The organism is Telluria sp. RT2P19, assembly GCF_059685725.1.
The window spans coordinates 170035-189746 of sequence record NZ_JCASIL010000009.1 but is presented as its reverse complement, the minus strand read 5'-3'; the positions used below and the strand labels follow the sequence as shown (position 1 = coordinate 189746).

General features: G+C 59.2%; 14 protein-coding genes, 1 pseudogene and 1 other annotated feature. Of the genes and pseudogenes, 5 read left to right on the top strand and 10 right to left on the bottom strand.

Annotation, left to right across the window (positions count from 1 at the left end; genetic code table 11):
* Nucleotides 1-105: 105 nt before the first annotated feature.
* The 3 genes from AC56KW_RS13530 (at nucleotide 106) to AC56KW_RS13520 (ending at nucleotide 2327) form a co-directional block, all read left to right on the top strand.
* Nucleotides 106-687 (top strand): hypothetical protein, encoded by a 582-nt coding sequence (locus AC56KW_RS13530; RefSeq protein WP_157225733.1) that lies wholly within the window; start codon nucleotides 106-108, stop codon nucleotides 685-687.
* A 110-nt stretch (nucleotides 688-797) separates the two neighbouring features.
* Complete coding sequence (locus AC56KW_RS13525) at nucleotides 798-1724, top strand: cation diffusion facilitator family transporter (RefSeq protein ID WP_497171212.1); 927 nt, start codon at nucleotides 798-800, stop codon at nucleotides 1722-1724.
* Nucleotides 1725-1742: 18 nt separating this feature from the next.
* Entirely contained in the window at nucleotides 1743-2327 is a 585-nt protein-coding gene (locus AC56KW_RS13520) for an SIS domain-containing protein (protein WP_109343479.1), read from the top strand.
* Nucleotides 2328-2483: 156 nt separating this feature from the next.
* Here AC56KW_RS13520 and AC56KW_RS13515 read toward each other — a convergent pair whose 3' ends face one another.
* The 4 genes and pseudogenes from AC56KW_RS13515 to AC56KW_RS13500 form a co-directional block, all read right to left on the bottom strand.
* Complete coding sequence (locus tag AC56KW_RS13515) at nucleotides 2484-3680, bottom strand: tyrosine-type recombinase/integrase (protein ID WP_109343478.1); 1197 nt, start codon at nucleotides 3678-3680, stop codon at nucleotides 2484-2486.
* A 24-nt stretch (nucleotides 3681-3704) separates the two neighbouring features.
* A complete protein-coding gene (locus AC56KW_RS13510; protein WP_184236230.1) occupies nucleotides 3705-5930 on the bottom strand; it encodes a S8 family peptidase in 2226 nt (741 codons plus the stop codon).
* Nucleotides 5931-5936: 6 nt separating this feature from the next.
* Nucleotides 5937-7022, bottom strand: coding sequence for an AAA family ATPase (locus tag AC56KW_RS13505; RefSeq protein WP_005670918.1), 1086 nt, complete (start codon nucleotides 7020-7022; stop codon nucleotides 5937-5939).
* 366 nt (nucleotides 7023-7388) lie between these two features.
* Nucleotides 7389-7622 (bottom strand): annotated as a pseudogene (locus AC56KW_RS13500) (IS6 family transposase); the annotation flags it as partial.
* Nucleotides 7623-7790: 168 nt separating this feature from the next.
* Here AC56KW_RS13500 and AC56KW_RS13495 point away from each other — a divergent pair.
* Nucleotides 7791-7940: a transposase gene (locus AC56KW_RS13495; RefSeq protein ID WP_370659805.1), complete on the top strand. Its 150-nt coding sequence runs from the start codon at nucleotides 7791-7793 to the stop codon at nucleotides 7938-7940.
* Nucleotides 7941-8236: 296 nt separating this feature from the next.
* Here AC56KW_RS13495 and AC56KW_RS13490 read toward each other — a convergent pair whose 3' ends face one another.
* The 6 genes from AC56KW_RS13490 to AC56KW_RS13465 all read right to left on the bottom strand — a co-directional run bounded on the left by AC56KW_RS13490 (nucleotide 8237) and on the right by AC56KW_RS13465 (nucleotide 16914).
* Complete coding sequence (locus tag AC56KW_RS13490) at nucleotides 8237-8680, bottom strand: hypothetical protein (protein ID WP_184236228.1); 444 nt, start codon at nucleotides 8678-8680, stop codon at nucleotides 8237-8239.
* Nucleotides 8681-8900: 220 nt separating this feature from the next.
* Nucleotides 8901-12068 (bottom strand): efflux RND transporter permease subunit, encoded by a 3168-nt coding sequence (locus AC56KW_RS13485; RefSeq protein WP_497171211.1) that lies wholly within the window; start codon nucleotides 12066-12068, stop codon nucleotides 8901-8903.
* A complete protein-coding gene (locus AC56KW_RS13480) occupies nucleotides 12065-13654 on the bottom strand; it encodes an efflux RND transporter periplasmic adaptor subunit (protein WP_005670907.1) in 1590 nt (529 codons plus the stop codon). The genes AC56KW_RS13485 and AC56KW_RS13480 overlap by 4 nt, the downstream gene beginning before the upstream one ends.
* Nucleotides 13651-14967, bottom strand: coding sequence for a TolC family protein (locus AC56KW_RS13475; RefSeq protein WP_005670905.1), 1317 nt, complete (start codon nucleotides 14965-14967; stop codon nucleotides 13651-13653). Before AC56KW_RS13475 ends, AC56KW_RS13480 begins: the two co-directional genes overlap by 4 nt.
* 63 nt (nucleotides 14968-15030) lie before the next feature.
* On the bottom strand, nucleotides 15031-15360 hold the full coding sequence (locus AC56KW_RS13470) for a hypothetical protein (RefSeq protein WP_005670903.1): 330 nt from the start codon (nucleotides 15358-15360) through the stop codon (nucleotides 15031-15033).
* Nucleotides 15361-15691: 331 nt separating this feature from the next.
* Nucleotides 15692-16914, bottom strand: a protein-coding gene (locus tag AC56KW_RS13465; protein ID WP_497171210.1) for an IS3 family transposase whose coding sequence is annotated in 2 segments (ribosomal slippage) — nucleotides 15692-16626 and nucleotides 16626-16914 — 1224 coding nt in all. Because the reading frame shifts where the segments join, the coding sequence is not laid out codon by codon here.
* Nucleotides 16520-16636 (bottom strand) — a sequence feature (AL1L pseudoknot). Its footprint overlaps the gene before it by 117 nt.
* A 902-nt stretch (nucleotides 16915-17816) precedes the next feature.
* On the opposite strand from AC56KW_RS13465, the gene AC56KW_RS13460 reads away from it, so the two are divergent.
* Nucleotides 17817-19676, top strand: a complete 1860-nt coding sequence (locus tag AC56KW_RS13460; RefSeq protein ID WP_109343472.1) for a copper resistance system multicopper oxidase — start codon at nucleotides 17817-17819, stop codon at nucleotides 19674-19676.
* Nucleotides 19677-19712 lie beyond the last annotated feature (36 nt).

Genomic DNA, 19712 nt, shown 5'->3' with positions numbered 1-19712 from the left:
TGTGAACAGCACACCGCCTCTTGAGGGGCGAGTCAGCGGTATGTGCCGGCACTCATGTTTGGCTCGCCCATGCACTTCGTGCGGCCCATCAGGGAGAGGTCGATTATGCGTTTGACACCAAGTGGGATTGAAGTGGTTTTGCCGCATCTTGTGCTGGGAACGAATGTCCTGTCACTGGCGTGGACCGCTTACGGCGCCATATTTTGGGAGAGCTTTTCGCTCGCTGCGAGTGCCCTGTACCAAATTGCCGTCATCATGCTTTATAGCAATAAATGCGAGCGCGCAGTTGGCAAAGAAGAGGAGGCAGGTCGGGACGAAAATATGCGATTCGCCGTTGTCGTCGTTCTGCTAATTCCAAGTCCGTTTATCGCAGGAGGGGCCATACATGCTCTTAACCATGCCTCTAACCTCTTGCCAAGCGATTTGATGCCGCTTGCAATGTGCGCGTTCACGGCCGGCGCATTGCGTGCGCTATACAGTTGTTTATTGTGCGAACAGCACGGTGCGATGTTCGTGATCAAGGCAGCGGTCGCTTTGTTACCCTTTATCGCCCCACTGGTGGCGGTAGGTTTGATTGCAGCAGGGTTCGACAACGTAGATGCCGTAACTGGCATTGCACTGGTGCTGATCCTGCTCTTGGCCGTGCTTGCGCCGCAAGTGGTTCACATCAGGCGGCTTTTCTACTGAGGTAAGGATTGGCCTGTACGCAAATAATTGCGCGCCGCTGCGCGATGCGATGCAAAGACCGGCGGTCGGTCCAGTGCCAACTTAAAAATGTAAGATATTGAGGAGATATCATGGGTTCAGGGCATTCACATTCGCACGCCATTTCACCTACACAGAACGCTCGTCCTCTGTGGATAGCACTAGGGCTGACATCGTCGTTTCTGGTCGCTGAGCTCATTGCCGGGATCATGACGAATAGCCTCGCCTTGATTTCCGATGCGGCGCATATGTTCACAGATGCCGCCGCACTCGCGATATCGCTGGCCGCAATTCACATCGGGCGACGTCAGGCCGACGCAAAGCGTAGCTTTGGGTACTGTCGTTTCGAGATCCTGGCAGCAGCCCTCAACGCGATTCTGTTGTTCATGGTGGCCATTTACATTCTTGTTGAGGCCTGGAAGCGGCTGCAGGATCCGCCCGAGATAGCCTCTGGCGCCATGCTCATCGTGGCGGTGCTCGGCCTGGTGATCAACTTGATCAGTATGCGGCTCCTTTCTGCCGGTAAGGATGCTAGCCTGAACGTGAAAGGCGCTTATCTGGAAGTATGGAGCGACATGCTCGGATCGATTGGCGTGATCGTCGGTGCGCTTGTGATTCGCTGGACCGGCGCCACCTGGGTCGATTCGTTGATCGCTGTGGCCATCGGACTGTGGGTGTTGCCGCGCACTTGGATTCTGCTCAAAGCAAGTTTGAACGTCTTGCTCGAAGGTGTACCTGAAGGCATCGATTTAGCTGATGTGAAAACCAAGATTCTTGCAGTGCCAGGCGTTGCAAGCGTCCACGACCTGCACGTGTGGGCCATCACAAGCGGCAAGGTGAGCTTGAGCGTGCACATCGTTTGCGATCCGGGGCATGTGGATCTCGAAGCGTTACTGATCTCGGTCCGTCATGAAATCGCAGATGAATTTCACATCTACCATTCGACAGTGCAAGTCGAGCGCACGCCTTGCGAGCAGGCCACCGAGGTCCATGGCTTCGAGCCATCGGCAAGTCACTGATTTTATAGAGAAGAGCATATGATTGAACATATCAAGAATGGGCTGACCGAAGCGCGGCACGCTCTGGACTTGTTCGTGAACGACGCAACCAAGCTGCAAACCGTGGCTGACGCCGCACAGGTACTGGTGACATCGTTCGGCAAGGGAGGAAGGGCTTTTTCTTGCGGGAATGGCGGTTCAATGTGCGACGCCATGCATTTCGCGGAAGAACTGACAGGACGCTTCCGTCGTGATCGGCCCGGGATCGCCGCAACCGCAATTAGCGACCCAACTCATATCACCTGCGTTGCAAACGACTATGGATACGATCAGGTGTTCGCCCGTTACATCGAGTCCCATGGTCGTCCGGGCGATGTACTGCTCGCGATCAGTACGAGCGGGAAAAGCCCTTCGATTCTGGTCGCGGCCCAGATGGCGCAAAAGCTTGGTATGGTCGTGATCGCTTTGACAGGGACTGCTGGCTCGCCATTGGAGGACTTCTCAGACGTCTGCATCAGCTGCCCGGGCGGTAATTTTGCTGACCGTACTCAAGAGCTACACATCAAGATCATCCATATAATGATCGAGTTGGTCGAGCGCGAACTGTACCCGGCCAATTACTAGCGTAGGCATGGGCGAGTTCCAGGGCCAACGCGAGTGTACAGCGCGTCCCGCTGCCGAGGCGAACGGACGCCTTGAGCATGAGGGGGTCATTGTCCTGGTTAAGAACGTCGGCTAATGCTGCCAAAGCTAAGAATCGCTGTGTCTTTTCTGCCGACGCTACCAATTCGCTCGATGCTTGTCTTCAGTATCGTTGTGCCGCGTGTCGTCCGGTGCGTGCAGATAACCACTAGTGGTGCTGATCGAAGCGTGACCCAGATTGTCTCTGACATGCCGCAAGTCTACGGAGTTGTTCGCCATGTGTGACCCCGCGGTATGCCGCAACCAGTGCGCCGATGCCTGACTGACTCGATGAGCAACATGCACGAATTGTGGTCCCTTGAGCTCGATTCGCTCGGCCGTCATCGCGAAAACAGCCTTGATGATATCGTGGATCCCGCCGCGACTCATCGCCTTAGGCTTCCCGCCGATGGGCAGTAGCAGCGGCGTCGACTCTCCAGGTACAGGCAGCGCAGGGAAGCTTAGTTCACGCCTATATCGGCCGAGTTCGTTCATCAATTCATTGGTCGCCGGCACTAGGCGTACCTTACTTCCTTTGCCGAGGATCTCGAGCCACCACCGTTCGCTGCCATCGCGGTCGCGCCTGCAGAAGAAACTGCCCATATTGTTCTCGGCAATCTCCGAGATGCGTAGACCGCACACATAGAGCAATGTGAACAACCACCGCAGTCGCAGATATCGCTCACGCTCCCTCGGCGTTTCGCGCGGCATGGCGTCAATCGTGGCCTTTACTTCTAGCCAGAGTTCATCGTCAAAATAGCGTTCAATACGAGGCGCCCGTGCGCGACCTCTTTGGCGGGAAAGCGAGAGCGGATTGCCTGCCAGGTAGCCTGCACTGACAAGCCAGGCGAACATCGACGTCAATATGATACCCGCCTGCCTTTGACTTGACGCTGACAATGCCCCTGCGAACGGGCGCCAACGCGGATCATTGCGAGGATGTCTGCGACTCTGTTCACTCACCCATCGGTCTCGGGGCAAGGGGTTGCCCAAGAATGCCTGATAGGCCAACCAATCTTCGTGCGTCAGGGAAGACAGCGGCTTGGCACGCTGAAGCACACACCAGAGAAGCAGCCGCTCAGCCTCTTTTCGATAGGCGTCGAACGTGGCCTTTTTATGGACAAAGTTCGCGAGCCAAGCCAGCACCGCCGCGACATCGGTGTTCGCGCTGATCTGCCTCGGCACATGCCACTCGCGATTAGACCCAACGGACCCATCCAGGTCGCGTGATACCGTCATCACCTCCATAGGCGGAACGGAAATTTCTTCGAGGACGGCGGCTATCTGTTCAGACATTGAAACGTACTGTTTTACGGGAATTTAACTCGGTTGAGATTTCCCGGTGCCGCTCTGAATGCGCACCTCTTGGCGAATCTCGACTGGTTGCAGCGTCTGGTAGCGCTGCCGAATATTATTGTAGACGCCAGGCGTGTCTTCAGCGGCGACTGTTACAACCATCGCATATGGCAAAGCGGGGAGGGCGGCGTTGTCGACGCTTTGTCCGTCCTCACGCGCGCCGTACGTGATGTCGAAAAGCGGATCGTCTAGCGTGTCGACGTTGAACCGATGTTCATGTTTGAGCGTCGTCTCCCACTTTTGCTCGTCAGTGCGCGCTTCGAGCTCGGTCGTGTACATCTTCGATGACGAGAAAAATGGCATCGTTTTCTTCGACGTCTTCTTCGGACGCAACAGCACCGTCAGCCCGGCACGCGTGTAATTCACAGCGTGTTCAGGATCGGTATGACTGGCAAAGCACAGCGTCGCGCGAAGAGTGACTTTCCCATTCAATGGCAGGGAGGGGAACGGGATGAGCGCGCGCAGATTCTGTCCGGCCTGCAGGGTGCCCTGATAGATTACTCGCACTTCGTTGTCCTCGCACGTCAAGACTTCATCGACACTTTGAGGAAACCGGCCGTGTCCGATGTGGCTCATCAGCATGTGCTTTGGCCGGCTAGCGTGGTGCGACATCAAGGCGCGAACCGCTAAAACGCTCAACGGAGAATTGAGGGAGACCTTCACGCCGATCGCTGTTCTAAGGGTCGCTGGAGAGCTAAAACTGGTGCCTGTCGTGTGAGCGTAGTGACCACTGAGAGCGTTGTAGACGACGAAGGGTTCCTCTTCCGAACCACCGAAGGCTACGCCATCGGGTTTGATCATGCCAGGGCTGCGGCCGGGACCGTGTGAGCTATAGGGCGCGCGCTCCCAGGACAAACCTGTGCCGTCGCAGGCGCCCACCGCCAGGGCATTGACCATATCGGAAGGAGGCTGCACCCGGCTCTCCGGCCATTCCTTTTCGCCATCATTACCGACCGCGATAGCTGCCAGCGTGTTGCCAGAGGCGAGATGACTGTCGATTAGCGCCGTCCATGGATGGACCTCGTCATCATCCATCGGCATATATGGCCCGATGCTGAAGTTCACAAAGTCGTATTGCTCAGTTTTGAGGACATGGTCGATATTCTTGAGCACATCGTAGAGGTCGACATCGGGCACATTATCGGAAAGCTGCAACGACGGGCTGATGCAGCGGTAGTGATGCACGTCTGCATAAGGGCGCGGGAACTGCTCGCTATCTTCGTCAAGTGGTCCGAACAGCAGAGCGCTGGTCACACCGTTGCCATGATTGAGATAGGCCGCCGAGGTCGTCTCTGCACCTGGCAAGATTGTCTCTTGTACCCACCGGCCCAGGTCGGTGTGACCGATGCCGCCGTCGAACACTGCAACCTTCAGCTTGGTGTCGATCGCCGGCTGCTCAGTTAAAGCAGGCGCGACGACGCTCGAGCTACGCATGTCCCTGCCGCCGATACGTAATGACGGCATCACCCGCACCGCCCGCACAAATTGGAACGCTGCCAGATCCTGCGCTTTAGCGGCCGCCAGGCGCACTGGAATGAATGTCAGGGCAGATACGCTCAGCGCACGTGATACTTCAGCTGTTCCACCTAGCGAGGCGACGTAGGATGCGAACGCTTTGATGATGTCGGCATCTTCGACAGCGGCATGCAGGACAACCTCAAGAGAGGCCAGCGCTTGATCCGAATTCCTGGCGAAGTTCTTGTCCGCAGCGCTGAACTCCTCCAGGAGTTCGAATCGACAGAGTGCCTTCTGCTGCGTTTCGGAAATCTCTTCCGAAAAAAGCATTCTCTTCAACTTACTGAATGCTACCTCGGTACCTGCGACATACAAAGCTGCGGTGAAGGTCGCTTCACCTGCACGTTGGCGGCTGCTTGCGACGTCGCGCGGCACTACGCGAGCTGAGCGACTTCCCACGCAACGCAAGCCGCTTGCCTTGAGCAGGTTATTGGGATGATGTGTTTTAGCGAGGAAGGCAGGATGTAACGTAAACCTGGCAACGGACTCGCCGCGAGGCTTGAGCGCCGGCGGCTGTGCATGATGGGTGTGCAATAACAGATCAAGTTGCTTGCCCAAGAATTCTCGCTGCTGCGCGATGTTATACGGGTACTTTTTAAGTCCCGATCCGCGCTTGAGCGTGAAAGGCTGCGTGAGCGTCTCGCCGTATCCCAAAATGATGTTCGTTGCCGCCATTCCTGATTACTCCCCGAGGTAACGTTTGATGACACTGCTCACTGTAGGATGGGTTTTCCCCAGCCGAGATGCGATTTCCCGTCGCGATAGGCCTTCCAGATGCAACAGAAGCATCTCGCCTTCATGCGGTTTAACCATGTCGCCTTTTCTCATCCTGAGCTGCAAGGCATTCTTGACCAGAATCGGTACGAGCGCCGATTGCTCGAGGAGGGCGGTTTTACGAGACGAATGGATGAGGTGGCCGATCGAGCTGAACGATTCCCCGTGCAGCAGGGCAGCCAGATTCCGGCGGATGTTCTCGCCCATCGGCAGATCCTGCAAATACTCCACAATCAACTCCGGTGAAGGGGGCTCGAACTGGACGACGTGATCGAACCGGCGCCACACTGCAGGGTCGAGGAGTTCACCGTGATTCGTTGCCGCAATTAACAGCGAGTTCGCTGGCCAGTCGTCGAGGGCCTGCAAGAGCACGTTGACCAAGCGCTTGAGTTCGCCGACATCGCTGTCGTCATCGCGCCGCTTTGCGATCGCGTCGAACTCATCGAGTAGCAAGACGCATGGTCGAGAGATTGCATGATCGAACACAGCGCGTACATTGTTGCCAGTTTTCCCAAGATAGCTGCTCATGACCGTCGCCAGATTCAACGTCAGCAGAGGCAACTTGAGTTCTTGTGCCAACCAGTGCGCAGCAAGCGTCTTGCCGACGCCAGGCTTGCCGCAAAATAGCAACATCCTTGCCGGCGCCAAGCCTTCCTGCATTAGCAGTTCGAGGCTGCGCCATTCTTTCATCACGCCTGACAGCACGCCGTCAACCGTGTTGCTAAAGACAGGCCGTTTTGGCAAAACCACTGGGAAGATGGTTTCTACAAGCTCCATTCGCGAATCGGCATCTACTGGCGTCGGGACGAAGTCCCCGGCGCCGCGCATGACATTGTCAACAGAGAGGAACTGCGCAAGCTCTTGGGCTAGCGCCAAGTCGGTTTGTTTAAGCTTTGAAGCAAACCGGCCAACTGCGAGCGCGAACGCGCTACGCGAACCGGTCATTCCCGATTGAACCACCTTCACCAACTCTTTTCTCGGGAAACTTTCCACGACAATCCTTATCAATCAACTAGTTACGACACTTGGAAAATCTCTATGCGTCGATTTTATACGAATCTTTCCACCAAAGCCATAATTTTTACCGTACCTGGGACGGGACGGTGTGGCGGGCGAACTAGTGCGGGAGCCGTGATGGAATCAGCCGACATAATGATAATAATGTCTGATGCGTGTCAGCACGTGAGCAGGTAAAGAAGGCCATCGAAGGCTGCTAGAACAAATGATGAATCGCCACCGCTTGGACGGTGGCGCAATGAAATCAGAATGTGGCAGGCACATGCACGGGCAGGTACACATCGGGCATATCGCGCGTTACCCCGACGCGTACCGATACGCTGAGGTTGCGATTGTCGCGCAGTCCATACACCAACGGCTGCCGATCGGACGTTTGTGCTTGCGAGCCATTTTCTCGATGAGTAGGAGGAAGGGAATCGCCCACCGATTGATGATTGAATGGTCAACCCATACGCCGCGCTCTTCCATCACTTCTCCAATGTGCAGGTAGCTCAGCGGGTAAGCCGCATATTAACGGATGCGCACCAGGATGACGCCGATCAGGAAACGCATTCCTTCGAAGTGGAGCCTGGTCATCGTTCACAGGCTTGGGCGTAAAAGTCTACCCGATCCCAGTGGCGGTTCCGTTAATTCGACAGAACCGTATATAACCCCCGAGTTCCTGCTCACACGAACTCTCTCTCCTTAACGATCTGCGTAGTAAACTTTCCGAACGATGATGTAATCGCGTTCTTCGACCAGGTTGTGGCGCAGCTGCACGAGGTCCCACGAATCGTCTTGATTGACAACGCCAGCATCCACAAGGGCGACCATATAAACAAGAAGCGGAGCCAGTGGGCCAAGGATGGCTTGTATCTGTATTATCTGCCGCCCTATAGCCCTGAACTCAATTGAATCGAGATTTTGTGGAAGCGCGCCAACCATTACTGGCGCCGCTTCGTTGCCAAGAACGGCACAGATCTGCTTGATGAGGTTCAGTCCTTGATGAGCGGCTTCGGGAGCAAACTCACGATGAATTTTGGGTGACTACTTAGCGTTAACTACCAGACAGGCGCCCTTAGCGTTCGTAGTGCTTCGGAAACAGTTTGTGGACGCTACAGCAACGTGGGTAGTGCATGCCACGGAAGAGGTCAGTGGCTTCAAGAATCGGCGGCACTTCTCGGAACAGCACGATGCCATGGCAAGCAAAACTATTGAAGCCAATATCCGTTTCGCTTCACATTGAACTGGTAGAGGTCGATCTCTTGCCGGGTAATAGCTGAGTCCGATGTGACGGACAGTGTCGAGTCGTAGCCGATCGCCCCCGCCGCGGGGCTAGGGACGCCGTCTTTTGGAACCTCTACGCCGAAGAAATTGAGCGAGAAGCCCTGATTGTCTCTGCGGCACGCTATCGTAAAGCGCCCGAGGTAGCTGCCTGAGAGGTAGCTTTTCGCAAAGGTGCTGCCGCTGATGTCGCGCGTTTCGCCGTCGACCGCCAAAGTCATCTTGCCGCGCTGCTCGGTGAGCTTGAGTTCACGGTCTTGGCACTTACCCTCAAGTATCGAACGCTCGATCTGCGGGACGTGGTAACTGTCGTCCGAGCTTACGATAACGGTAGTAGTCAAGGCGGCGGCAAACAACAAGGCTGTAAGCATGAACGGAGTCCCAGGGTTGTGCGTGATCGATTATTGCATCACCGAGAGGCGTCGACAATCACAGATGTTTCATTCGGAACCAGTATACCGGTTGCGTTGACCAAATAGCAAATCCGTGCTTTCCAGGACGCCAGCGGACGACGGGATCTTGCAGTGATTCAGCCCGGTACGCGTCCCATGCACAGGGCCGCGCACCGGCACTACCTACAGTTTCATATCCTTAGTTGTGATCTCCCGATGAGGCACCAACATTGCGCGCTTCATGCAGGGAGCGTTCGTGTAACAGACGCCACGCTGCCGGGATGACGAACAAGGACAGCAGCGGTGCAGTGACCATTCCGCCGATCATCGGCGCCGCAATGCGCTGCATGACTTCTGAGCCGGCCGCGCTTCCGAACATGATGGGAAGCAGCCCGGCCACGATGACTGCAACCGTCATCGCCTTGGGACGTACCCGCAGGAGCGCACCTTCCGTGATCGCTTCCATCACCAGTTCGCTGGTCAAAGCACGCCCGGCATCGAGCCGGCTCTGGAGCGCATTGCGCAGATAGACCTGCATGACGACACCAAACTCTGCCGCGAGCCCTGCGAGCGCGATAAACCCGACCGCAGTTGCAACGGACACGGCGTGGCCAAGCAGCCAGACCAGCCAGAACCCGCCGACGAGTGCGAACGGCACGGTCGCCATCAGAAGGAGCGCTTCCGCCGTGGAGCGGAAGGCCAGGTATAGCAATAGGAAGATGACCAGCAAGGTAAGCGGGACGACGGTCTTCAAGCGCTCGGAAGCGCGCTCGAGATATTCGAACTGTCCCGACCAGCCGACGGAATAACCCGGCGGCAGCGTGACCTTTTCCCGGACGCGCTCCTGCATTGCGCGAACGGCAGTCAAAAGGTCGACACCGCGGACATCGACATACACCCAACCGGACAGGCGCGCGTTTTCGCTGCGGATCATCGGAGGCCCGTCCATCACGACAATCGTCGTCACGTCGCCTAGGCGGATCTGCGCGCCCCGCGCGGTGACGACCGGCAGTTCGCGCAAGGCCTGAACCGAATCGCGGTAGTCCTGCGGATAGCGCACGTTGATCGGGAAGCGCTGCCGCCCGTCGACGACTTCGCCCACGTTGTCGCCACCGATCGCCGTCGATACGACCGTCTGGATGTCGGCCACGCTCATGCCATAGCGCGCGGCGCGCAGCCGGTCGATGGTCACGTCGATATAGCGGCCGCCGCTGAGCCGTTCGGCAAGCGCGGAGCTGACGCCGGGGACCGTCTTGACGGCGGCTTCGATGGCCGTCGTCACCTTATCGATCTGGCCCAGGTCCGGCCCGGAAACCTTGATGCCTACCGGCGTCTTGATACCGGTGGAGAGCATGTCGATGCGGTTGCGGATCGGCGGCACCCACACGTTCGATAGCCCAGGCACCTTCACGATGCGGTCAAGCTCCTCCACCAGCTTTTCGGTGGTCATACCCGGCCGCCACTGGTCCTTCGGCTTGAACTGGATCGTCGTTTCGAACATTTCCATCGGCGCCGGGTCGGTCGCGGTCTCCGCGCGACCCGCCTTGCCGAAAACGGTCGCCACCTCGGGCACTGTCTTGATCAAGCGGTCGGTCTGCTGCAACAATTCGCTTGCCTTTGCGGCGGACAGGCCTGGCAGGGCCGAGGGCATGTAGAGGAGGTCGCCCTCGTTCAGGGGCGGCAGGAACTCGCCGCCCAGCCGCGAGATAGGGATGGCCGTCAGCAGAAGCGCGATCATGGCGATACCCAGCGTGGTTTTCGGGTGCCGGAGACTGGCGTCGAGCAGCGGGCGGTAACCCTTGATGAGCAGGCGATTGATCGGGTTGGCGGACTCCTTCGGGATCCGGCCCCGGATGAGATAGCCCATCAGTACAGGAACCAGGGTAATGGCCAGTCCGGCGGCCGCCGCAAGCGTGTACGTCTTGGTGTAGGCAAGTGGCGAGAACAGCTTGCCCTCCTGGGCTTCGAGCGCGAACACGGGGATGAAGGAGAGGGTCACGATCAGGAGCGAAAAGAACAGTGCCGGCCCGACTTCGACCGATGCCTGGGCAATGATTTCCCAGCGGGTCCTGGCGTCGGGCGCGCTGGCCGCGTTGGTTTCCGCATAGCTCTCGAGGTGCTTGTGGACGTTCTCGACCAGGACGAGCGCGGCATCGGTAGCGGCGCCTACGGCGATCGCGATGCCCCCAAGTGACATGATGTTCGCATTGACACCCTGGTAGCGCATGACGATGAATGCCGCCAGCACGCACAAGGGCAGGGTGAGCACGGCCACGAGCGCGCTACGCACATGGAACAGGAAGACCGCGCACACGATCGCGACTACGATGAACTCTTCAACGAGCTTGCTCCCCAGGTTCGCCACCGATGCCGAGATCAGCGTCGACCGGTCATAGGTCGTGACGATCTCCACACCTTCCGGGAGCGAATGCTTGAGCGTTTCGAGCCTGGCCTTGACGGCGTCGATGGTGTCGAGTGCGTTCTTCCCGGACCGCATGATCACGACGCCGCCGGCGACCTCGCCCTGGCCATTGAGCTCGGCGATACCGCGCCGAATCTCGGGCCCCAGGCGCACCGAGGCGACGTCCCCCAGTAGGACCGGCGTGCCGGCTTCGTTCGCGTTCAAGACGATGTTGCGGAAGTCCTCCAGAGAACGTAGGTAGCCGTGCGAGCGGACCATGTACTCGGTTTCCGCGATTTCGACGACGGAGCCTCCGGATTCCTGGTTGGCCTGAGCGACCGCATCGAGCACCCAGGTGTGTGACATGCCGAACGCGCGCAAGCGGTCCGGGTCGAGGACGATCTGGTATTGCCGGACCATGCCGCCGATGCTGGCGACTTCCGCGACGTCGCGCACCGTCCTGAGCTCGAACTTCACGAACCAGTCGTTGAGGGCGCGCAGCTGGCTGAGGTCGTGCCGGCCGGTCCTGTCGACCAGCGCATACTCGAATACCCAGCCGACGCCGGTACCGTCGGGTCCCAGTTCGGCCCGCACGCCGGCGGGAAGGCGGTTCTGTACCTGGTTGACGTATTCCGTCACACGCGAGCGCGCCCAGTACAGGTCGGTCGCGTCATCGAACAGCACGTAGACGAACGAGTCGCCGAAGAAGGAGTACCCCCGCACCGAGGTCGCTCCGGGCACGGACAGCAGGGCAGTGGTCAATGGATACGTCACCTGGTCTTCGACCAGCTGCGGCGCTTTGCCGGGAAACTGGGCGCGAATGATGACCTGGGTGTCGGAAAGGTCGGGCAGGGCGTCGAGCGAGGTCGTGCGCAGCGAGTGGACGCCCCATGCCGCTAGCAGGGCGGCGGCAAGGAGAACCCAGACCCGGGCGGCGATCGACGCGCGGATGATGCGCGCGATCATTGCTTGCCGTCCTTCGCTACCACGACCCGCTTGAGCAGGTAGCCATCGGCACCCTCGACAAAGTCGAATTCGACGGTCTGGCCAGCCTGGATGTCCTTGAATGCATCAGGCGCAGGCTTCATGAAATCCATCGTCATGGGCGGCCATTGCAGTGTCGGGACGGGCCCGTGCGACAGCGTGATGGCATCTTCCGAGACCTGCTCCACCTTGCCGACCGCCGTATGTACCATTGCCGCTTTGCCTGGCTTGTCTGGCTGTGCAGCGGCGTTCGGCGACTTCTTCATGGCGTCCATACGGTTGGGTGCAGGCGTCTGGGCCCCGCCGCCATTGGTGGGTGCCGCCGGCATTTCACTTTCGAACTTGGGGAGGACCGATTTCAGGTTCGCTTCGGAATCGATCAGGAACTGCCCCGAGATGACGACTTTCTGGCCTTCGTCCACGCCGCTCAGGATCTCGGTGTCATTCCCGATCTCGCGGCCGGTTGTCACGACCACAGGACGCAGGCTGTCGCCCTGAGCGACCAGTACGATGGAACGTGTACCCGATGCGATCACGGCCTCGGTCGGAACCATCAGGCGCGGCTGTGCTGCAGCAGCGCTCAGCCGGACGCGCATCAGCATGCCAGGCATCAGTGATGCGTCGCGGTTGTCCAGTTCGATGCGGGCCTGGGCAGTCCGGGTAGCGGCGTTCACGCCTGGCAGGATTTCACGCACCTTGCCTTCATAGGTTTGCCGGGCATTGCCTTCCGCCGTCGCGCTCACCCGCATGCCGGCTCGAGCGGAGCCGATCAGGGCTTCCGGCACCTCGGCAAGCAGCCAGACGGTTTGCATGCCGACTACCTTGGCGATGGTCATGCCCGGTGTTACCTGGGCGCCTTCACGCACCCCGAGTTCGCTGACGACCCCGGAAACGGGGGAGGTGAGCAGCTGGTGCGTCTGCACACGCCCGGTACGCTCCAGCTCCGCGACAAGAGAGTCGGGGATCGAGAGTGCGCGCATGCGCTGGCGAGCGGCGGAGGCAAGCGCTGTGTCGCCGCCCCGTCTGAGCGCAAGATACTCCTCCTGGGGGGCGATCCATTCCGGGACGAATACCGAAGCGACGGACTGACCGCGCTTGATCTGCTGGAGTGGCGTGCGAACGTGAAGCCTGTCGATGTAGCCGGCGGTACGACTCTGGATGACCTCCTCGCGGCTGGCATCGAACTGGGTCGTGCCGACCAGATCGAGCGACTCGGTGACTACCTCGCGCCGCACGGTCGCGAACCGGATACCGAGATTCTGCTGGAGGGTCGGCGAGATCCTGACCCCGGTCGTTTCACCGCCGTCGGCGTACACCGGGACCAGCTGCATGTCCATGAACGGGCTTTTCCCGGGCTTGTCGAAGCGTTTTCCGGGAACCATCGGATCGTGCCAATACAGGACGCGCCTGCCCGGATCCGATGGGGAGGCGGTGGCCGGCGCGCTCCTGTCGCCGTGTCCGCCGGAGCCGCCTGGAGACCTGTTCGCGCCCAGCCAGTAGCCCCCATACCCGATCAGGGCACCCGCAGCAGTAAGGATCAGAGTCTTCGTTGCAAGGGAGCGCTTCATTTGCCAGTCCTCCCGGCACTTGCCAAGTCCTGCGGAAGCAGGCGCAGTTCCAGTCCCGCCCACACCAGTGCGGCCTCCAGCTCGAGCGCATTAACCTGCAGCCTGCGCGCGAGAGCGGCACGCCGGGCTTTGAATACCGAGGTCAGCGTTCCCATCCCGCCGCGATAGTCGGCCAGCGCGGTCTCGACCTGCCGTGCCGCCGTCGGCAGCAGTTCCTTCTCGAGCCGGGCGATGCGGCGCTTCAGGCTCTCGAGCTGCCCCAACTGGGCCTCGATAGCCGACCGTGTCTCGAGCAAAGCCTCCTCGTACTCCAGCCTTGCCCGTGTGCCCAGTTCGGCTTTCTCCGCGATCTCGCGGTCCTGGCGCTGCGCCCGGTGGATGGTCAAGGGGATGCTGACGCCAAACGAAACCATGTTTGAAAACTGTCCGCCGCGCTGGGCGAAGCCGGCTTCGAATGACCAGTCGGGCCGGCTTTCTTGTACGGCCGCGCCCGCGTCGGCGTCGGCCAGGTCGACGGCGCGGCGTGCGCCGAGGATGGCCGGATGCATGCTTTCCAGGTTCGACATCGCCAAGCGGGTTGCCGCAGTGTCCAGATTCGGCCCCTCATCAGACACGGCCCTGGAGTCGGTGCGGGTCCAGCGGCGCAGCTGGAGGAGCGCGGTCTGCAGGTCCTGCTCGGCCGCATCGACGTCGTCGCCGCTGAGCACGAGCTCGGCTCTTGCCTGAAGGACGTCGCTGGCCGAGGCCTTGGCCCCGCGATGCGATGCCTGGAGGGCCGAAAGTTCGCTTTCCATTTCGTGCGCAATCGACCTGGACAGGCCGACCGCTCGCTGCTTGTACAGCACGGTCAGCCACGCTTTTCCGGTCTCGACACGGATATTCGCGACCTTGTCGAGATGCGCCGCCTCGGCGGCCTCGACCGTGCGGCGTGCCACCTGCGTCCGGGCCTCCCGCTTGCCGCGGGAAACCCATTGCTGTTCGATGCCGATCCGGCGCATTGTCATGAAATCGGCTTTGGGGCGGAAGCGGTCCGGGCCCGTTACGGGCAGGTTATCGATGCCCAGTTTCAGGGTAGGGTCGGGCAACTGGTCCGCGCGCGCGGCAGCATGCTCGCTTGAGGCGACCGAGGCCTGTGCCGCCTTTGCTGAGGACGAAACGGACGTTGCAAGTGCCAGGGCTTCGTTCAGGGAAAGCCCAACGGGGGCAGCAGATGCGCCCCTCGGAACAAGTAGGAACAAGGCCACGACCAGAGCGTGGCCAAGGCGTGCGGGCTTGGCCGGCACGCCATGACGTGACATGAGATAAGAATACATACATCCTCCGCGAATGAAAACGAGCGCCGGCAACTGGCCGGGCACATGCCAGACGGGAGGTGGTCAGACTCGGATACGCAGAGTTCGCAGGTAGGGCGGGTCAGCGTCCGGCGCGGGGAGGTCGCCGAGCCAGGGCAGGGAGACCGCAAGCGTCGAGACGGGTGCGACGATCCGAACGAGGCCGGCGGGAGACAGCAGGCTCAGCGCAGGAGCCGGGTTATGGTGGTCGACGGACGCCTTGGTGTCAGCCGAGAACTCGGCACAATGGACGGGGCGCTCCATGTCCATGCCGGCGCAGAGCTCCCCATCCATCATCTGCATGGGCGCCTGCTTGCCGACTATCTCCGGGCACACGTACGATGCCATCGCCATGCCCGACGTCATGAAGGTCATGACGAGGAGAAGTGCAATGCATCTGAACAGTGCGGGGAAGGAGCGTCGCATCGGGTTTGGAAAGGTAACGGCGGTCCGTGACATTCTAGCCGTATTTCACAGCTTGATACGTGAGACGGATGAAGAAAAGTCTCACTTCTTAACTAGGCAGCCGACTAGTCGTGATCTTCGCTTAACACGGATGTGGCCTTCCCCCACCTCGCTCGAATGTTACCTATGCGGCCCTCCAGCAATGCTCAACGCTACATGCAGAATGCCGCGCGAAGGGAATAGACGACCGCAACGTCTCGTTTGAACCGCCCCGGCTTTCGTGGAGGCCGGTTAGTGTGAGTCAGGCCGGGATAGCCTGACCGCTTAGTTGCTTGTAATAGTTTGCCTCAGCTTCAGCCGGCGGTATATAGCCGAGCGGTTCGAGTAGTCGGTGGTGGTTGAACCAGGATACCCATTCCAGCGTGGCCAGTTCGACGGCCTCACGCGTTTTCCAGGGAGCGCGGCGATGGATCAGTTCAGCCTTGTAGAGTCCGTTGATGGTCTCGGCCAAGGCGTTGTCATAACTGTCGCCCTTGCTGCCTACAGAGGGCTCAATGCCGGCTTCTGCCAGGCGCTCACTGTACTTTATCGAGACGTATTGAGTACCCCTGTCGCTATGGTGGACCAAGGCGTTTCGTTCCGGCTGGCGCGCGTACAAGGCCTGCTCCAGCGCGTCGAGCACGAAGTCGGTACGCATCGAGCTGCTGACGCGCCAGCCGACGATGCGCCGAGCGAAGACGTCGATGACGAAGGCTACGTAGACGAAACCCTGCCAGGTCGAGACGTACGTGAAATCGCTGACCCACAGCTGGTTCGGCCGCTGCGCCTTGAACTGGCGGTTGACCCGGTCAAGCGGGCACGGTGCCTTGGCATCGGCAACCGTGGTACGTACGACCTTGCCGCGCATGACACCACGCAGGCCGCCCTTGCGCATCAAGCGTTCGACCGTGCAGCGGGCCACATCGGTTCCCTGACGCCTCAACTGGTGCCAGACCTTGTCGGCGCCATAGACCTGCAGGTTCGCCTGCCAGACGCGCTCAATATCGATGCTCAGCACATCGTCGCGCTGAGCTCGTGCACAACGCAGTGCAGGGTTGCGTTGCTGCGCTGCGTATCGCCAGTAACCCGACGGCGCGACCTGCATCACTCGGCAGATCGACTCGACGCCATAGGCATGGCGATACTGGTCGATGAACTTCCTCACGACTTGAAGCGGCGGTCGAGCTCCGCCTGGGCGAAAAACGCACTCGCCAGACGCAGGATCTCGTTTGCCTTGCGCAGCTCGCGCACCTCTCGCTCCAGCGCCTTAATGCGCTCTTCTTCAGCAGTAGTCGGGCCTGGGCGCTGGCCAGTGTCACGCTCTTGCTGGCGTACCCAGCGACGCAGCGTTTCAGGTGTACAGCCGATCTTGGCTGCAATTGATTCGATGGCTGCCCACTGCGAGCTGTACTCGCTTGCGGCCTCGCTGACCATGCGCACGGCGCGCTCGATGACTTCGGGGGAATACTTAGGTTGCTTCTTCATAGCTCCATTTTCTCAAAGAATGGAGCCTCCACAAAACCCGGGGCGGTTCACGTTCGACGATTTCAAGGTGTAACGCGACCGCAGTAGGGAACGTTGTGTTTACCTTGCGTGTTCGCTTAGGCAAGTACCGATTGACTCAAAGCAGCTTTACATCGCATTCGAACAAGTGGCCCGTCGAGTGTGGCGTGCTTGGTGCCCGTGCGAAACGTGTGGAATGGTGTTCGATGACCATGCTAAGGTTGCCATATGCACCACCGGTTAAAAACCTTCTTGCTTTGCCTATTGTTCGTGACCCTGCCGATACAGAGTATCGCCGGGGTCGCGCAGTTCGCTTGTAGCATGGCGCATCATCAAGTTGACCCCGACAGCGCTCAACAAGTTGTATATCCCACGCCTGAAATCTCGGCGAACCTTAGTGATATCGTCACCTCTGGAGACGACGCTGCGTCTGGCGATTGTGAGCGCATGCGTAGTCACAAGGGCGCGAATTGCGGAACATGTTCCGGGTGCTGTATTGGTAGCTATGCGCCTCCACCAGTTTTCAGCCTCGCTGCTGTGCAAGATTCGGCTGTAACTGCCAAGCCAAAAGCCACTTTCTCCTTCACTGGTCATTTCCCGCCACGGCTGGAGCGACCGCCACGATCCTCTCATTCCCTCGCATCATAGTAGGCTGGTCCGCGGCGTGCCTGTTCCTCGATTCAAGCATGCCAGGGCAGCGCTGGCCGTTGGACAATCTGTTCCATCAAGCTGATGCCGAATCACGCCGTACTTGCTACTTCATTAGTGGCAGTATTGGCTGGCCTACTTTGCGCACCCATAGCCAAAAATTTTTGACGAAGCCCGATGCGTTGCATTCCGCATTCTGGGTCGTCAAATGATCTATCGATTAATCGGAGAACCAGATGAATTCGTTCGATATCGACGCTAGCTGCAATAGCAACTGGCGCCGCCGCTTCCTGCAGGGTGCCGGTGCAGCGATCGGTCTTGCAAGCTTGAATCCCCGTTCACTCTTTGCGCAGCCTAGCGACCGGGGGACTCTGCGCGGGACCGACTTTGACCTAGTGATCGCTCCCATGCCCGTCAACTTTACGGGCGCCGCGCGGATCGCTACCGCGGTAAATGGCCAGGTTCCTGCCCCGATTTTGTGTTGGAACGAGGGCGATACCGTGACCATCCGGGTCACCAACCAACTGCAGACCGTTAGCTCCATCCATTGGCATGGAATCTTGCTTCCGGAGGAAATGGACGGCGTTCCGGGAATAAGCTTTTCAGGCATTGCGCCAGGTCAGACCTTCACCTACCGGTTCAAAGTGCAGCAAGCAGGCACATACTGGTATCACAGCCACTCAGCCTTCCAGGAGCAGACAGGATTGTACGGTCCGATCGTTGTGCTCCCAAAAAACGGTGAGCTAGTTTCGGCCGACCGTGATTACGTAGTCATGCTGTCGGACTGGACCGACGAAAAGCCTGAGCGCGTACTCGCTAATCTTAAAAAGATGAGCGACTTCTTCAATAACAAACAGCCGACGTTCGGTGAGTTTATGCAAGATGCCCAGCGCATGGGTGTTTCGGGCGCGGTTGAAAAGCGCAAGATGTGGAATCAGATGCGCATGATGCCGACTGACTTCAGCGATGTCACGGCTAGCCGGAACATCAGTAGCGCACTAAGGTACCTGATCAACGGCTCGACCTCAGAGAGCAACTGGACTGGAATATTCAGCCCTGGCGAGAAGGTTCGACTTCGGATCATCAATGGTTCGGCAACGACTATCTTCGATCTGCGCATTCCAGGTTTGAAAATGACCGTCGTTACCGCCGACGGGCAGGATGTGGAGCCGGTGACGGTCGACGAGATTCGTGTTTCGGTAGCTGAAACCTACGATGTCATCGTCGAGCCGACTGAAGAGCAGGCTTACACAATCTTCGCTCAGTCCATCGGCCGCTCCGGATCGGTACGCGCAACCCTCGCACCCCGCCAAGGGATGCAGGCACCTGTTCCGGAAATTGACGAGGCACACTGGCTCACTATGGTTGACATGATGGGAGCAATGGCCATGTCGGGCGCAAATGGCGGCCACGGCGGCCATGGAGCAATGCAAAACTCGTCCTCATCCAGTACGGCAAGTCGTGAGGCCATAGCGACGCACCAAAACCATGCACAGGATGCGCCGACAGCGGCTGACTCGCATGCAGGCCATGGCCAGTCGACGACAGCATCGACGTCCAAGCCAGCTCAAGCGCCGAAGGTACGTCATGCGCGAACTGAGTATGGCCCGGGCGTTGACATGCGTGTTGACATGCCCAGGACGAATCTGGACGACCCTGGCGTGAACCTGCGGGATAACGGCAGGCGGGTACTGACCTATGCAGACTTGCGTACGGTTGGAGGACCAGTTGATCCTCGGGAGCCCACGCGGGAGATTGAACTGCACCTGACAGGGAACATGGAGCGCTTCATGTGGTCGTTCGATGGCCAGAAATTTTCGGAGTCCCTGCCAATTCATTTCAGGTATGGCGAGCGGTTGCGCGTTGTGCTTGTCAACGACACGATGATGAATCACCCGATCCACCTGCACGGGATGTGGAGCGAGCTTGAATCTGCAACCGGACAATTCCAGGTGCGCAAGCACACCATTAACGTTCAGCCCGCGCAACGCGTCAGCTTCCGGGTGACCGCAGATGCGCCGGGCCACTGGGCTTTTCACTGTCATCTGCTTTATCACATGGAAGCCGGAATGTTCAGGGAGGTAGTAGTGTCATGAAGAATCAACTGAGGAAGCCGATTCCTTATGCCTTGG

Coding starts and splice junctions, on each gene's coding strand:
- AC56KW_RS13530 (WP_157225733.1), top strand. CDS start 106: ATGCGTTTGACACCAAGTGGGATTGAAGTGGTTTTGCCGCATCTTGTG.
- AC56KW_RS13525 (WP_497171212.1), top strand. CDS start 798: ATGGGTTCAGGGCATTCACATTCGCACGCCATTTCACCTACACAGAAC.
- AC56KW_RS13520 (WP_109343479.1), top strand. CDS start 1,743: ATGATTGAACATATCAAGAATGGGCTGACCGAAGCGCGGCACGCTCTG.
- AC56KW_RS13515 (WP_109343478.1), bottom strand. CDS start 3,680: ATGTCTGAACAGATAGCCGCCGTCCTCGAAGAAATTTCCGTTCCGCCT.
- AC56KW_RS13510 (WP_184236230.1), bottom strand. CDS start 5,930: ATGGCGGCAACGAACATCATTTTGGGATACGGCGAGACGCTCACGCAG.
- AC56KW_RS13490 (WP_184236228.1), bottom strand. CDS start 8,680: ATGCTTACAGCCTTGTTGTTTGCCGCCGCCTTGACTACTACCGTTATC.
- AC56KW_RS13485 (WP_497171211.1), bottom strand. CDS start 12,068: ATGATCGCGCGCATCATCCGCGCGTCGATCGCCGCCCGGGTCTGGGTT.
- AC56KW_RS13480 (WP_005670907.1), bottom strand. CDS start 13,654: ATGAAGCGCTCCCTTGCAACGAAGACTCTGATCCTTACTGCTGCGGGT.
- AC56KW_RS13475 (WP_005670905.1), bottom strand. CDS start 14,967: ATGTATTCTTATCTCATGTCACGTCATGGCGTGCCGGCCAAGCCCGCA.
- AC56KW_RS13470 (WP_005670903.1), bottom strand. CDS start 15,360: ATGACCTTCATGACGTCGGGCATGGCGATGGCATCGTACGTGTGCCCG.
- AC56KW_RS13460 (WP_109343472.1), top strand. CDS start 17,817: ATGAATTCGTTCGATATCGACGCTAGCTGCAATAGCAACTGGCGCCGC.